At 62.3% G+C, this 13,892-nt stretch carries 11 protein-coding genes and 1 tRNA gene; 6 read left to right on the top strand and 6 right to left on the bottom strand.

All coding sequences use genetic code 11. The features are described from left to right. Positions 1-117: 117 nt before the first annotated feature. A tRNA-Arg gene (locus tag R3175_RS01630) sits at positions 118-194 on the bottom strand. A gap of 83 nt (positions 195-277) precedes the next feature. After that, entirely contained in the window at positions 278-2,245 is a 1,968-nt protein-coding gene (locus R3175_RS01635) for an AarF/UbiB family protein (RefSeq protein ID WP_318941857.1), read from the bottom strand. 279 nt (positions 2,246-2,524) lie between these two features. Between R3175_RS01635 and R3175_RS01640 the strand changes: the two genes are divergently transcribed. The 3 genes from R3175_RS01640 (at position 2,525) to R3175_RS01650 (ending at position 4,521) form a co-directional block, all read left to right on the top strand. Next, entirely contained in the window at positions 2,525-2,881 is a 357-nt protein-coding gene (locus tag R3175_RS01640) for a hypothetical protein (RefSeq protein WP_318941858.1), read from the top strand. 304 nt (positions 2,882-3,185) lie between these two features. Then, complete coding sequence (locus R3175_RS01645; protein WP_318941860.1) at positions 3,186-3,890, top strand: TIGR04283 family arsenosugar biosynthesis glycosyltransferase; 705 nt, start codon at positions 3,186-3,188, stop codon at positions 3,888-3,890. Next, complete coding sequence (locus R3175_RS01650) at positions 3,871-4,521, top strand: TIGR04282 family arsenosugar biosynthesis glycosyltransferase (RefSeq protein ID WP_318941862.1); 651 nt, start codon at positions 3,871-3,873, stop codon at positions 4,519-4,521. Before R3175_RS01645 ends, R3175_RS01650 begins: the two co-directional genes overlap by 20 nt. Here R3175_RS01650 and R3175_RS01655 read toward each other — a convergent pair whose 3' ends face one another. Together R3175_RS01655 and R3175_RS01660 are read right to left on the bottom strand one after the other, a co-directional pair. Beyond that, a complete protein-coding gene (locus R3175_RS01655) occupies positions 4,522-7,362 on the bottom strand; it encodes an insulinase family protein (RefSeq protein ID WP_318941864.1) in 2,841 nt (946 codons plus the stop codon). 23 nt (positions 7,363-7,385) lie between these two features. Continuing rightward, the gene (locus R3175_RS01660; protein WP_318941866.1) at positions 7,386-7,685 is read right to left on the bottom strand and encodes a hypothetical protein; all 300 of its coding nucleotides are present in this window, start codon (positions 7,683-7,685) and stop codon (positions 7,386-7,388) included. A gap of 412 nt (positions 7,686-8,097) precedes the next feature. Between R3175_RS01660 and R3175_RS01665 the strand changes: the two genes are divergently transcribed. Continuing rightward, positions 8,098-10,083 carry an SDR family oxidoreductase gene (locus R3175_RS01665; RefSeq protein ID WP_318941868.1) on the top strand — a complete coding sequence of 662 codons (1,986 nt, stop codon included), beginning with the start codon at positions 8,098-8,100 and terminating at the stop codon, positions 10,081-10,083. Positions 10,084-10,356: 273 nt separating this feature from the next. Then, positions 10,357-10,959, top strand: a complete 603-nt coding sequence (locus tag R3175_RS01670) for a peroxiredoxin (protein WP_318941869.1) — start codon at positions 10,357-10,359, stop codon at positions 10,957-10,959. 118 nt (positions 10,960-11,077) lie between these two features. On the opposite strand, the gene rnt is transcribed toward R3175_RS01670, so the two are convergent. After that, positions 11,078-11,710: a ribonuclease T gene (gene rnt / locus R3175_RS01675; protein WP_413231707.1), complete on the bottom strand. Its 633-nt coding sequence runs from the start codon at positions 11,708-11,710 to the stop codon at positions 11,078-11,080. 74 nt (positions 11,711-11,784) lie between these two features. Further along, a complete protein-coding gene (gene pyrC / locus R3175_RS01680) occupies positions 11,785-12,819 on the bottom strand; it encodes a dihydroorotase (protein ID WP_318941873.1) in 1,035 nt (344 codons plus the stop codon). A 166-nt stretch (positions 12,820-12,985) separates the two neighbouring features. On the opposite strand from pyrC, the gene R3175_RS01685 reads away from it, so the two are divergent. After that, positions 12,986-13,882 carry a flagellar protein MotY gene (locus tag R3175_RS01685; protein ID WP_318941876.1) on the top strand — a complete coding sequence of 299 codons (897 nt, stop codon included), beginning with the start codon at positions 12,986-12,988 and terminating at the stop codon, positions 13,880-13,882. The last annotated feature ends 10 nt before the right edge of the window (positions 13,883-13,892 follow it).

Here is a 13,892-nt window from a genome sequence, read left to right on the forward strand (position 1 = left end):
GGGCTTCACGGACACCACTGACCGGGGCCGGGAAGCAACGGCTGATATGGCTGATCGACTGGGTATCGCCGTGAAAGTACCGGCATCGAGGGCGCGGCGCAAGCAGGGCACAGGAAATGGTACCCCCGGCAGGACTCGAACCTGCTACCTATCCCTTAGGAGGGGATCGCTCTATCCAGATGAGCTACGGGGGCAATGGCGGGGTATGATAGCCAGCGACACCGCCAGACTCAAGTTGCCTCGGGCCGGGCGGCGGAACGCCGGGTGCCGGATTGGCTCAGGTCAGGTACTCCAGGTCGCGGCCGCGCAGCCGGTCCAGGCCGTTGCCCAGGCGGTTCAGGCCCAGGTTGAGGGGGAACAGCAGCACGCTCTTGAGGGTGTCACGCAGCATCATGGTGGTCGGCAGGCCGTCGTAGATGTTCATGTAGGCGCCGGCCATGGCGACGAACGACCGCGACAGATGCAGGTAATCGCTGCGGATGACAATGCCCAGCTGGTAGGTGTTGGACATCAGCTGCATGCTGGTCTGCATGCGCCGGTGCAGGCCGGGGAGGCCCTCCCGCCACAGGGTCTGGACCACGTCGTTGGTCAGCGGCGCCACCTCCCGGCGCTTCAGAGTCTCCTGCAGCCGTTCCACAATCAGCTCGCGGCGCTCCCGGTTTTGCTCCGGCTGCGTGCTCATGGCGATGAGCATGTCCGCCAGGCGGTCGGTGTCTGCTACCAGCACGCTGACCAGGTAGTCCCGCACCAGCCCCCACTTGCCCTGCATGTTGACCGCGTTGCCCCAGTCGATCAGGTACAGCTCGGCGTCCGGGGACACCATGATGTTGCCGGGATGCAGGTCGCCGTGGAGTTCGTTGTAGACAAAGATGTGTTCCAGCAGGGTGTACAGGAAGTTTTCACCGAGGGTGCGCTGGAAGCGGCGACGTTCGCGGCCCCGCAGGCCGCCGATGGCCTTCTTGATGGAGATGGCGTCGTCCACGTATTCCATTTCCAGGATACGGCTGGTGGCCAGGTACACATCCGGCACATGCCACACCTTGGCCTGGTCGGCGCGCCGGGCGAAGCGGTTCTGGATGGCTGCCTCGTCTTCGAAGTTCAGCTCCTGCTCGAAGCCACGGGTGAACTCCTTGACCTGGTCGGACAGCGCGTGGAGGAACGGCAGCAGCTTGGAGTGGGGCGCCCAGAACTGGCTGCTCACCAGCATCAGCTCGATGGCCAGGTTGCCCATCTGGAACTCCCGCTCCAGGTTGTGCCGCGCCACTTTGACGATGACCGGTTGCAGACGCTCCAGGCCATTTTCGTCCATCACCGCTTTCTTGGTCAGGTACACAGACCCGATGGAGCCGGATTTCAGCGGCTTCTCAACGTTGAACTGGAAGTAAATGTCCGTGGGCAGCTTGCCGAAGCAGTCCAGGAAAGCGTCGTTGACCTCCTCCGGCGTCATCGGATCGACGTCCTCCTGGAAGACCTCCAGCTCCCGGGCGATTTCTTCCGGCAGGAAGTCGGCATTGGCCGCCGCGACCTGGGCCATCTTGATGAACAGGGGGCCGAATTCCCGAACCATCTTGGCCACGATCTGGGCCTGGGCGGGGAAATCCTTCGGATCGGTCTGCAGGAACGGCTTGATGTAACGGATGGCCTTGATCTGCCGGCGCAGGATGACCAGGTCCCGACGCAGGACGCTGACCTTGCGGGCCATGTCGCTGAGCCCTTCCTGGTTGGCCTGGCGGATGTCCTTGAGCCGGTTCACCAGCTCGACAATCAGCGGCTCGTAAGTCCGCAACACCAGCCGGACGATCTCCAGGTTCATCTCGATCAGCCCCTTGAGCTCCGGGGCTGACAGCAGCTCGTGGAAGAACCCCCAGAACTCGTTGACGATGCTCTCGGGCACTTCGATGGGGCTGCGGGTGACCACCTGGCCCACCACGAACCGGATCAGGTTCTCCGTGGTGTCCTCATTGGGTATCAGCCTGTACTTGCGCAGCACCCGGGTGAGGGCGCGGGACTGTTCGTTGAGCGGATGCTCGTAGAGCGAGGCGAACAGCTGATCCAGCGACTGCCCCAGCTGTTCGCGGGTAATGTGCTCATTATTGGCCAACAACCTGGCGACGGGCCAGAAGGCCTGGGGGATGCGAATGGTCATGGTGGTGAAGTTGCCAACACCACGGATCACGTTGCCGGTTCGCTCTTTGAGTACCGGGATATTGATCTGGATGACTTTTTCTTGGTCCTTGTTTGGCATACGTACGCTGATTGGGCTCAATGCTTTCCAGGGTTCAGTACTATGCCAGATTCCGCACCATTTGAGGCGGTTTTTCAGGCCTAATCGCCGTATTCGTGGGCTGCAGTCCGGAGGGCGGGGTGGGCAAGGGGCTGGTGCGGGCGCAACAATCAACCCTCTTGCTTGTCATTAGGGGACATTTCGGAAACCTGCTATAGCAGTCTCTCAAAAAGTGTGTGTACAGTTGTTCACAAGAGTCGGAGGTACTCCGCTCTTTCCCCAACAATACAGGAGATTGTTATGAGCATTTCTACCATCCGTTTGATTGGTTTGAGTGAAGAAAAGGACATGAACCGTCGTACCGGCGTTGATGAGCTGCATATCGGCTGGCAGATGGAGTGTGCTGAGCAGGTACAGAAGGCGCCCGACGGGCAGTCTGTTCGCGCCCCGGTCGTTACCTGGTGGCTTGGCGGAGTCCGGGAGCAGTTTGTCCCGACGCTGCAATTTGTTCGCACCGAGAGTCAGTCCCGCAGCCTGGCGCGTCTGTTCGGTCATGCCGACGAGCAAACCTGGACTGTCGATGTCGATACCCTGAAGCGGGATATTGAAGAACAACTGTTCACGAGTGTTGTCGGTCAGGTGTCGGCAGTGGCCTGAGCCGATTGACGCCCAGGGTTGTTGTTCCTTCTGCACAAGGTTGTTGATTAACGGACATCGTGCCTTGTGACCACTCGGGTTGGCCTGAGTACCACCGTGCCGGATGTGTTTTATGATCGGTTACCGGCGCACCAGTCCCACGCTCTGGCCATCCCCGGGGGCTCCCGTCCCTGACTCTACCCGCAGCCTGTTTGCCGGCTCCCCTGCCACGATTTCCCGCGATGGGTTTGCGTGGCTGTGCCCCTCTCCCTAAAATACAGCGAAACAATGGCTTATGGACTTCGGTCCGGGTGTGTTCCCTGCGATGACCAATTCCTGCCCGGTCACTGTCGTAGTTCCCGTGTGGCGGGAAGCGGCGACCATCGAATCGACCCTGCAACATCTGGCGCCCCTGCGACAGGCCGGTGGCGAGGTGCTGGTGGCTGATGGCGGCAGCGACGACGCGACCGCACGGCTGGCGGCCCCCTGGTGCGATCGGGTACTGGTCTGTGGACGGGGACGGGCGGTGCAGATGAATGCCGCGGCAGCCGTGGCCCGGGGCGAAGTCCTGCTGTTCCTGCACGCGGATACCCGATTGCCGGTCGCGGCCATGGACCACCTGCGAGCGTTCCTGGCCAGCAAGCGGGCGTGGGGGCGCTTCGATGTTCGGCTGAGCGGCCGGCGCCCCATGTTTCGCGTAATTGCCTGGTTCATGAACCGGCGCTCCCGCCTGACGGGCATCGCTACCGGTGATCAGGCCCTGTTCGTTCGTCGCCCGGTGTTCGAAGCCCTGAAGGGCTACCGGCCGATCCCGTTGATGGAGGATGTGGAACTGTCGAAACGCCTGAAAACGGTTTCCCCGCCCTATTGTGTGGCAGACCCGGTGGTGACCGACAGCCGCCGCTGGGAGCAGTTCGGCCCCTGGCGCACCATCTGGTTAATGTGGCGATTGCGCTGGCGTTACTGGCGCGGCGAATCGCCGGAATCCCTCGCCCGAGAGTACCGTGCCGATGTCCGACGCCAAGAGTGATCCCTCCACGTTGCTGGTCCAGTTCGCCAAGTGGCCGGAGCTGGGGCGGGTGAAGACCCGGCTGTCGCCGTTGTTGGCGGAGGCGGGGGCCTTGCAGGCGCATATCCTGCTGACCCGAAGGGTGTTGTCCCACCTGACCGCCACTGGCCTGCCGATGCAGTTCTACTGGGACCGGGAAATGTCGGTGCCGCCGCCAGCCGCCGGTCCCATTCTGGCGGATCTGGAGGCGGCCGGCGTTGAGCAGCGCTACCAGACTGGGCGGGACCTGGGGGCCCGCATGGAGGCCGCGATAAGCGCCGGCCTCGAGGAATACACCCAGGTGATCATTGTTGGCAGTGACTGCCCCTCGGTGGATGCGGGCTACGTCCACCTGGCGCAGCAGGTACTGGAAGGGGCAGACCTGGTCCTGGGGCCTTCAGACGATGGGGGGTACGTGCTGCTGGGCGCCCGGCGACTGGTGCCGGGGCAACTTGCCGACATCGCCTGGGGCAGTGGTGCCGTTCTGGCCCAGACTCGACGCCGTGCTGAGGCGTTGGGCGTCAGCTGTTGCCTGCTGGAAACCCGCTGGGACGTGGATGAGCCGGAAGACTGGCAGCGCTTTCTCCGCCAGTTTCCGGACGTGGGCGCTTGATCAGCTGTTGGGCACCACTTGACGCTCGCTCAGTGTGTTGACGATCCGTTCGTTGTCCTGGGGCTCTGCCGAGGTGGTGACTCGCAACGCCTGCGAGCGGTCCACCAGAGCCCGCTGAAACACGTCCAGCAGGTTTTCCCGGGTGACCCGGGCAACCGCGTCGGCGAGCCGTTCGCGGGAATCAAACCGTGGGTTGTTGCGGTCGATTTCCCGCCAGTAGCGTTCGCTGGCGTCGCTCAGTTGCCGGTCTTGCTCCAGCAGGTGGCTGATCACCGCCTGTTTTTCCCGCTCCAGCTCGGTCGCGCTCAACTCCGCCAGTCGCCCGGCCATGTCGGCGGCAAAGTCCTGTACCGCCGCATCGATGTCACTGCCGCCCTGTTCCGGGGACTGCACAACCAGGCCAATGGCGGGGGTTTCCAGCATTTCAAAGGAGGTGGCGTAGACAATGTAACCCATCTGGCGGCGGGTGCGGATCTCCTCGTAGAAGGGAGCCCCGATCAGTTGCGCCAACAGCCGGTAGCGGGCCCGTTCGGCGAAGCCGGTATTACGGCCCTGAAGGTAGAGGGTGTAACCGGTGTCCGGGTGGTGGACCTCCAGGCGTACCCGGGTTTCGCCGGCCGGCAGTTCCCGAACCCCGCTGCGGGGCACAGAGACGTGCTGGCTCTGGTCCAGCAGATAGGCATTGAGCTGCTGGGCAATGTTCAGGGTCGAGGCTTCCGTCAGGTTGCCGTGACTGAGCATGACCGGGTCCAGCTGGGCGCGGAACTCCCTGGCGAACCGCTGTAGATCCTCAAACTGCACCGACTCGGCCGCCTGGATCTTGGCGTCGGTACTCCAGGCGCCTTCGAGCAGGGTGGTCTGGACAAACTCACCGGTCTGTTCAACGGGTCTGGCCTGTGCCTTGTTCCGCAGCCTGTCGAGCAGATTGTTGCGGGCAATCTCGAACCGTTGCTCAGTCAGGGTTGGCCGGGCGAACTGGGACAGGATGCGGGTCAACAGGACATGGAGTTTGTCGCTGTAGCCGCCCACGCGAATGGTGATGCCGCGCAGGTGGGGATAGATCTTGTAATTCAGGCCGGCCAGCCGCGCTGGATAGGCATAAGCATTTACGTTGGTTTTGAGGGTATCCACCAGCAGGCTGGCCAGCACCTGATTGCGGGCGGTAGCCCGGGCCACCGGGGATCTCAGGCTCAGGTAGATATTGGCCTTGGGGGTGTCGAAGCGGGTGTCCCTGGCGTACCAGGTGGCCAGCCCATTCTGGGTGCCCAGGGGCACCGGCTTCGCCATGGTCGGCCCGGAGACCAGCTCCAGCTGTTCGGGAATAAAGGGGTTGGCGGACGGCAGAGCCAGCTGGCCGGCCAAGGCTGCCTCCGGTGCCATTGCGAGCTGCTCGGGGGACAGCTGGGTGATGCGGTAGGAGGTGTCGTACCAAGGTCGGCGTGGGTGGCCTTCGCCCGACAGGCGTTGGCTCAATTCCGCGATCACGACGTTGTCCGGGGTGAGCCGGTCCAGCACCGCCCGGTATCCCTGGGGATCATAGGCCTCCATCATCCAGGGCGCGCGCAGCACATCCTCGGGCGCCACGCGCGACATTTGCATGGCCAGGCGCATGACTTTGTGCACCGGCTGCTGTTGTTCCTGGAAGCGGAACCCGATCTCGGCCAGCTGTCGCATCTCCTGGAAGCGCTCACGACTGATGCCCTCGTTACGAATTTTGTCGATGTAGGCGAAGGTCAGCCTGATGATCCGCTCCCGGTTGGCCAGGCCCTCGGGTGTCAGTTCCATGGCGATCTCCAGGATCGCCTCCTGACCGGTATCGGTATTGGTGCCTGCTGACAGTACCTCCACCCAGCCTTGCGTCTTGAGCACGTCGAAGAGGCTGCCGGGCCCCTCGTGACCCAGCAGGTTGGAGACGTAATTGGCAGGCTTGGTGCGATACTGCGGCTGCTGGGAGGGAATGGGGAACATCAGGTTCAGGCTGCGAATGTCCCTCAGCGCCGCCACCTCGATCTGGCGCGGCAACTGTCCGTCAGTCATCAGCGGGGTGGCGATGGGTTCGTCAGCCAGATCGCGGTTGTCAATGGCGGAGAACCTTGGGCGCACCATGGCGGCCAAACGGTCGAGGGACTGTGGGCCGTACACCACCAGGGTCATCCGGTTGGCCGAGTAGTGTTCCTGCCAGAACTGTACCAGGTCCGGGCGCAGGGGGGTGGCCTCGGTGTCTTCCAGCGTGGTCAGGTTGCCCACGGCAAATTGGGTGTAGGGGTGCTCCGGGTTGAAGGCGGCCTTCTTGGCGTCGTAGAAGCGGCGGCCATCTTCCTGGATCTTGGAGGAGAACTCCGAATGTACCGCGCGCCGCTCCCGCTCCACCAGGTCCGCGGTAAACAGCGGTGCCGAGAACTGCTGGGCGAACCGGTCCAAAGCCGGCTCCAGGTGCTGGGCCTGGATATCGAAAAAGTAGTTGGTGTCCTGAAAGGCGGTGAAGGCGTTGTGGCTGCCGCCGTGACTCTTGATGAACTGCTGGTACTCGCCTGGCTCGGGGTATTTTTCCGTGCCCAGGAACAGCATGTGTTCCAGAAAGTGCGCCAGGCCCTCACGCCCGCGGGGGTCGTCGCCGCTGCCAACAGTCACATTGAGGGAGGCAGCCGCTTTCTCCGATTCCGGCGCCGACACCAGCAACACCCTCAGGTTGTTGTCCAGGGTCAGAAAGCGATACTCATGGTGGTCATTGGCGCTCTTGACTGGCTCAGGGGCAGTGTCGGCGTGTCCGAGCGCGGGCAGCAGGGCCAGCAGTGTGACGAGAGCGGCGACAACGGCCGCAGAAATCGGGTCGCGAGGCATATTAGGGTACAGTTCTCAATGATTCAGTGGATGATGGCGTCTCGGGTGCTTTCCGGTTGCTGGGCCAGGGTCTTGCGGGCCAGGTCGGCGGCGGCGCTGGCGTCGAGCTGGCCGGAGCCGATGCGTTCGAGCACCGACGCCATCACGGCCACGGACTGGCGAAAGTCGGTGAACTCGGCCTGGAAGGCCTCGTCGATGGCCTGGTATACCGCCTGGATCTTTTCCTCCCGGGATGCCGAGTCGGCCGCGGTGTCATTGATGGCCTTGAGACAGGCGCGGGCGATGGAGATGTAACGTTCTGCGTTGGGATCTTGTTTTGCCATGGGATTGAGTCCGGATAGTCGGTAATGGGTACGGGAATGAATGCGATTCTACCGGATTATGTCATTGCTGCCCGGTGGAATCATGTCGAGATTGTAAGGGAGTCAGTCCGGGACTTCGGCGCCATCCTGTCTCGGCCGGCAGGGTGCCCGCGCTGTGCTAGTCTCAGAGGGTGTGTTAACAATCCGGACGCAGCTCACAGTCCGGTCTGGAGGTGGAGGTTAGAGTTATTACTCTAGTGAAAACAATAAGTTAAAGAGCAAAAGCTCTAAAAAAGTTCGGTACTTGAGTGCTGCAATTAAGTACAATGCGAAGCGTTTTTGGAGAGGCGACTCCTCAGGCTGTACCGATTGAGCGCAGTCCTGAAACGTCGCGGAACAATAATCAGAGCACTAATGCAGGATGGATGAACACATGAACTACTTTCTGACGGGTGGAACTGGATTCATAGGACGTTTCCTGGTTGAGAAGCTGCTGGCAAGAGGCGGCACGGTATATGTGCTGGTGCGCGAGCAGTCCCAGGAGAAACTGGACCGGCTGCGGGAGCGCTGGGGGGCTAACAACGAGCGTGTTGTTGCGGTCATCGGCGATCTGTCCGCACCCGGTCTGGGCATCGACAGTTCCACGCTCACGGATCTCAAGGGCAACATCGATCACTTTTTTCACCTGGCCGCGGTCTATGACATGGGCGCCGACGAGGAGGCCCAGCAAGTGGCCAACATCGAGGGTACCCGCAATGCCCTGAAGGCGGCCTCGGACCTGCAGGCCGGCTGTTTCCATCATGTATCGTCCATTGCCGCCGCCGGCCTGTTCCGGGGCACGTTCCGTGAGGACATGTTCGAGGAAGCGGAAAAGCTGGATCACCCCTATCTGCTTACCAAGCACGAGTCCGAGAAGGTGGTACGGGAAAGCTGCAAGGTGCCGTTCCGTATCTACCGTCCGGGCATGGTGATCGGCCATTCCAAGACCGGGGAAATGGACAAGGTTGATGGCCCTTATTATTTCTTCAAGATGATCCAGAAGATCCGTCACGCCTTGCCCCAGTGGGTGCCGACGATCGGCATCGAGGGTGGACGCCTGAACATTGTGCCGGTGGATTACGTGGTCGATGCCATGGATCACATCGCCCATACCAAAGGGGAAGATGGTAACTGTTTCCACCTGGTGGACCCGGACGCCCACAAAGTTGGCGAGGTGCTGAACATCTTCTCCGACGCTGGCCACGCCCCCCGTATGGCCATGCGCATCGACTCCCGCATGTTTGGTTTCATTCCGCCGTTCGTGCGTCAGAGTCTGAAGAACCTGCCGCCCGTGCAGCGGCTGACCAACGCGGTACTGGACGACCTGGGCATCCCGCCGTCGGTGATGTCCTTCCTGAATTACCCGACCCGCTTCGACGCCCGGGAGACCGAACGTGTGTTGAAGGGGTCCGGCATCGAGGTGCCGCGTCTGGAAGATTATGCCCCGGTGATCTGGGACTACTGGGAACGCAACCTGGACCCGGACCTGTTCAAGGACCGCACCCTCAAGGGCACGGTGGAAGGCAAGGTGTGCGTGGTGACCGGGGCGACCTCCGGCATCGGCCTGGCCACGGCCCAGAAACTGGCGGACGCCGGTGCCATTCTGGTCATCGGCGCCCGCACCAAGGAGAAGCTGGACGAGGTGGCCGCCGAGCTGGAAGAGCGGGGTGGCAACATTCATGCTTACCAGTGCGATTTCTCCGACATGGAGGATTGCGACCGGTTCGTGAAGACCGTGCTGGATAACCATGGCCACGTCGACGTACTGGTGAACAACGCCGGCCGCTCCATCCGTCGGTCACTGGCCCTGTCGTTTGACCGTTTCCACGATTTCGAGCGCACCATGCAGCTCAACTACTTCGGTGCGGTTCGCCTGATCATGGGCTTCGCCCCAAGCATGCTGGAACAGCGTCGCGGCCATGTGGTCAATATCTCGTCCATCGGGGTGCTCACCAATGCGCCGCGGTTCTCGTCCTACGTCGCTTCCAAGTCGGCACTGGATGCCTTCAGCCGCTGTGCGGCGGCGGAGTGGTCCGATCGTAACGTGACCTTCACCACCATCAACATGCCGCTGGTGAAGACGCCGATGATCGCCCCCACCAAGATCTACGATTCGGTACCCACGCTGACCCCGGACGAGGCGGCCCAGATGGTGGCGGATGCCATTGTCTACCGTCCCAAGCGCATTGCCACCCGGCTGGGTATCTTTGCCCAGGTGCTCCATGCCCTGGCCCCCAAGATGGGTGAGATCGTGATGAACACCGGCTACCGGATGTTCCCGGATTCCGCGGCCGCCGCTGGGTCCAGGTCCGGTGAGAAGCCGAAAGTGTCCACCGAACAGGTAGCCTTTGCGGCCATTATGCGCGGCATCTACTGGTAAGCATTGACCCCGACAGTTCGCTGTTGGGCCATCCGTTTCTCCAAGCCTCACCGGTTCTCCGGCGAGGCTTTTTTATTGGGATACTGCGGCCAATGCTACCAATGGCCAATTTCACTCAAGCGGACATGGAGCTGACATCGCTGGCTGTGTATAGTGCCCGGTGTCGGGTTGAAATAGGCGAATTCAGCCACACATCAACCGATACCCAGTTTTCTTCAGCCCGGCGCCTGGCCGGGCCTTAACCTCAATCCAACACCCAACGGAGATCGAACAATGGGCGTACTCGTAGGCAAACCTGCTCCTGACTTTACCGTTCCCGCCGTCCTGGGCGATGGCTCCATCGTCGACGACTTCAACCTGGCGGATGCCATCAAGGGCAAGCCGGCCATCATCTTCTTCTACCCACTGGACTTCACCTTCGTATGTCCGTCTGAGCTGATCGCCCTGAACCGTCGCATGGACGCGTTCCGCGACCGTGGCGTGGAAGTGATCAGTGTGTCCATCGACTCTCACTTCACCCACAACGCGTGGCGTAACACCCCGGAAAACGAGGGTGGTATCGGCAAAGTGGGCTACACCATGGCCGCTGACATGAACCACGACATCTGCCGGGCGTACGACGTTGAGTCCGAGGGTGGCATGGCGTTCCGTGGCGCCTTCGTCATCGACAAGAATGGCGTGGTCCGTTCCCAGATCGTGAACGACCTGCCGCTGGGCCGCAACATCGACGAGCTGGTTCGTGTGGTGGACGCGCTGCAGTTCCACGAAGAGCACGGCGAAGTGTGCCCGGCCGGCTGGAACAAGGGCGACAAGGGGATGGATGCTTCTCCGGAAGGGGTTGCCAAGTACCTGAGCGAGAACGCCGAAGCCCTGTAAGCCAGGCGTTGATCTCAGATCTGAAGAACCCCGCCTCGGCGGGGTTTTTTAGTGTCTGGAACCCAGGGACGGTTCAGTCAATGAGGCGGGTTATGCTGAAGTGCCGGAGCACGGTCGGTCAGGATTCGGAATCCGGCTCAGCCAGCTGCGGGGGCGGATAGCCACCCAGTTCCTGCCACCGATTCACGATGCCACAGAACAGGTCTGCCGTTTTCTCGGCATCGTAGGCCGCCGAGTGGGCTTCCTTGTTGTTGAACGGAATGCCGGCCAGTTTGCAGGCCTGGGCCAGCACCGTGTGGCCATAGGCCAGTCCGGCCAGGGTGGCGGTGTCAAAGGTGGAGAAGGGGTGGAACGGATTCCGCTTGATGTCCGCCCGTGCCGCCGCCGCAAACAGGAAGGTATGGTCGAAGGTGGCGTTGTGGCCCACCAGGATCGCCCGTTTGCAGTCCTGGGCCTTCACCGCCTTGCGGATCGGGCTGAAAATTTCACTCAGTCCCTCCCGTTCCGGCACGGCTTCCCGCTCCGGGTCCCAGGGGTCGATGCCGGTAAAATCCAGAGCCGATTGCTCCAGGTTGGCGCCTTCAAACGGATCGATGTGCTGGACGTGTGTTTCGGTGCGACGCAGCGTGCCATCCTCGTCCATGGTCAGCAGTACCGCGGCAACCTCCAGCAACGCATCGGTTCGTGGATTGAAGCCAGCGGTCTCCACATCCACCACCACCGGCAGAAAGCCCCGGAAACGGGTTGCCATGGGGTGGGGGGCTTGGGTTTCGTCAGTCACTTAAACTCCTAGATTTTGATGTGCCTACAGGGCGGGGTGGCCGGTCAGGCCAGGCGCCAACGCAGGGGTTCGCCGGCACGCAGCGGCACGATTTCTCCATCGGCCAGTGGCAACTTGTCGGGCATGGTCCAGGCTTCGCGGACCAGCGTAATGGTGTCCTGGTGACGGGGCAGACCGTAGAAATCGGCGCCATTGAAGCTGGCAAAGGCTTCCAGCTTGTCGAGAATGCCCAGGTCTTCGAAGATTTCCGCATACAGTTCAATGGCACCGTATGCCGAGTAGCAGCCGGCACAGCCACAGGCAGTTTCCTTGCGGTCGCGGGCGTGGGGTGCCGAGTCGGTGCCCAGGAAGAAGCGTGGGTTGCCACTGACCACCGCATCCTGCAGCGCCTGCTGGTGGCGATTGCGCTTGAGGATGGGCAGACAGTACAGGTGCGGACGGATGCCCCCCACCAGCATGTGATTGCGATTGTACATCAGGTGTTGCGGGGTGAGGGTGGCAGCCAGGTTGTCGCCGTTGTGTTGCTGGACGAACTGCGCGGAATCCGCGGTGGTGATGTGTTCCAGCACCACCTTCAGGTTGGGGAAGCGTTCCAGGGTTGGTGCCAGGACCCGCTCCAGGAAGACTTTTTCCCGGTCGAAGATATCGATGTCCTGGTCGGTCACCTCACCGTGAACCAGGAGCAGCATGCCGCACTTGGCCATGGCCTCGAGTACCGGGTCGATACGACGGATGTCGGTCACGCCGGAGGCAGAGTTGGTGGTGGCACCAGCCGGGTACAGCTTGGCCGCCACAATGCCGGCGGCCTTGGCTTCCCGGATGTCCTCCGCGGTGGTCGCCTCGGTCAGGTACAGGGTGACCAGCGGGGTAAAGGCGTTACCCTCGGGAATGGCGGCCTGAATGCGCTCCCGATAAGCCAGGGCCTGCTCGGTATTCACCACCGGTGGCACCAGGTTTGGCATGATGATGGCCCTGCCGAAGCACCGGGCGGTCGCCGGCACGACATCCTTGAGGATGGCGCCGTCACGGACGTGCAGATGCCAGTCGTCGGGGCGAGTAATGGTCAGGGTATCGGTCATGGGAGCCTTCCTGCAGGTGGTTCGCGAACGGCGAGAGTATACCAGATGCGGGATTTGATTGGTTGCACTGTGCCGGTGACCGGCGGATTTCGTCAGCGGCGCCCTAAAGGTTGACGGGTTCAGGCCGTTAACCGGTTGGTAACCCGGTAGCTTCAGGCCTGTGCCCATGTTCAAGAACTTTGCGATCGCTACAACCCTGTCCCTGGTTTCGGTGCCTGCCCTGGCCGGCGTCTACGGCGCGGGTATCGAAAACAGCCAGTGGTACCTGTCGGAGTCGGTGTTCGACTGCACCCTGAGTCACGATGTCCCCGGCTACGGCAAGGCCGTCTTTCAACACCGGGCCGGCGAATCGCTGCGGTTCTTCCTGGAGCCGTCCCTTCCCCTGATGAAGCCGGGACGGGGGCAGTTGGTGATTGAGGCCCCGGCCTGGCGACCGGGATTGGCACCCCGTCCGGTGGGAACGGTGGCCGTGGCGGATGGCAGCCGGCCGGTTGCCATCCCCCCCAGGCAGACCCACCAGCTGGTGCGGGGCCTGCTCGAGGGCATGGTGCCGACCGTAACCCGGGCGGCCTGGTATGGCAGCGAGCCGGTTCGGGTGCGGGTGTCCAACATTAACTTCGCGGCCCAATACAGCGCCTACCAGCAATGCGTGGGCGGCCTGTTACCGGTGAATTATGACCAGATCCAGCGTTCGCGGATTCCCTTTGCCGTTGACAGTGCCCGCCTGTCCGAGGCGGACCGGTCCCTGCTGGACGACATCGCACTCTACATCCAGGCCGACAGCACCGTGGAGCGGGTGTTCGTGGATGGTCACTCGGACCGGCTTGGCAGTCGCATCCGCAACCGGGCGCTGTCCGAGGAGCGGGCCAATGTGGTGGCCGATTATCTGAAGGCGCGGGGGGTGCCCGAGGACATGCTCACCGTGCGGGCGCATGGGGAGCGATACCCGGCCTCGTCCCGACCGGCGGACAACCGCCGCACCACCATTCGGCTGCAGCGCCAGGGCGACCGCCCGGAGCTGCAGCAGGCCAATGGCTACGGCGGTGAGCCCCGCAACGGCTAGTACGGTACTG

This window comes from Marinobacter sp. (genome assembly GCF_033722735.1).
GTDB lineage: Bacteria > Pseudomonadota > Gammaproteobacteria > Pseudomonadales > Oleiphilaceae > Marinobacter.

What these genes read in the sequence shown, in the direction of transcription:
- R3175_RS01635 (WP_318941857.1), bottom strand. Translation starts at nt 2,245, where the DNA reads ATGCCAAACAAGGACCAAGAAAAAGTCATCCAGATCAATATCCCGGTA.
- R3175_RS01640 (WP_318941858.1), top strand. Translation starts at nt 2,525, where the DNA reads ATGAGCATTTCTACCATCCGTTTGATTGGTTTGAGTGAAGAAAAGGAC.
- R3175_RS01645 (WP_318941860.1), top strand. Translation starts at nt 3,186, where the DNA reads ATGACCAATTCCTGCCCGGTCACTGTCGTAGTTCCCGTGTGGCGGGAA.
- R3175_RS01650 (WP_318941862.1), top strand. Translation starts at nt 3,871, where the DNA reads ATGTCCGACGCCAAGAGTGATCCCTCCACGTTGCTGGTCCAGTTCGCC.
- R3175_RS01655 (WP_318941864.1), bottom strand. Translation starts at nt 7,362, where the DNA reads ATGCCTCGCGACCCGATTTCTGCGGCCGTTGTCGCCGCTCTCGTCACA.
- R3175_RS01660 (WP_318941866.1), bottom strand. Translation starts at nt 7,685, where the DNA reads ATGGCAAAACAAGATCCCAACGCAGAACGTTACATCTCCATCGCCCGC.
- R3175_RS01665 (WP_318941868.1), top strand. Translation starts at nt 8,098, where the DNA reads ATGAACTACTTTCTGACGGGTGGAACTGGATTCATAGGACGTTTCCTG.
- R3175_RS01670 (WP_318941869.1), top strand. Translation starts at nt 10,357, where the DNA reads ATGGGCGTACTCGTAGGCAAACCTGCTCCTGACTTTACCGTTCCCGCC.
- rnt (WP_413231707.1), bottom strand. Translation starts at nt 11,710, where the DNA reads ATGGCAACCCGTTTCCGGGGCTTTCTGCCGGTGGTGGTGGATGTGGAG.
- pyrC (WP_318941873.1), bottom strand. Translation starts at nt 12,819, where the DNA reads ATGACCGATACCCTGACCATTACTCGCCCCGACGACTGGCATCTGCAC.
- R3175_RS01685 (WP_318941876.1), top strand. Translation starts at nt 12,986, where the DNA reads ATGTTCAAGAACTTTGCGATCGCTACAACCCTGTCCCTGGTTTCGGTG.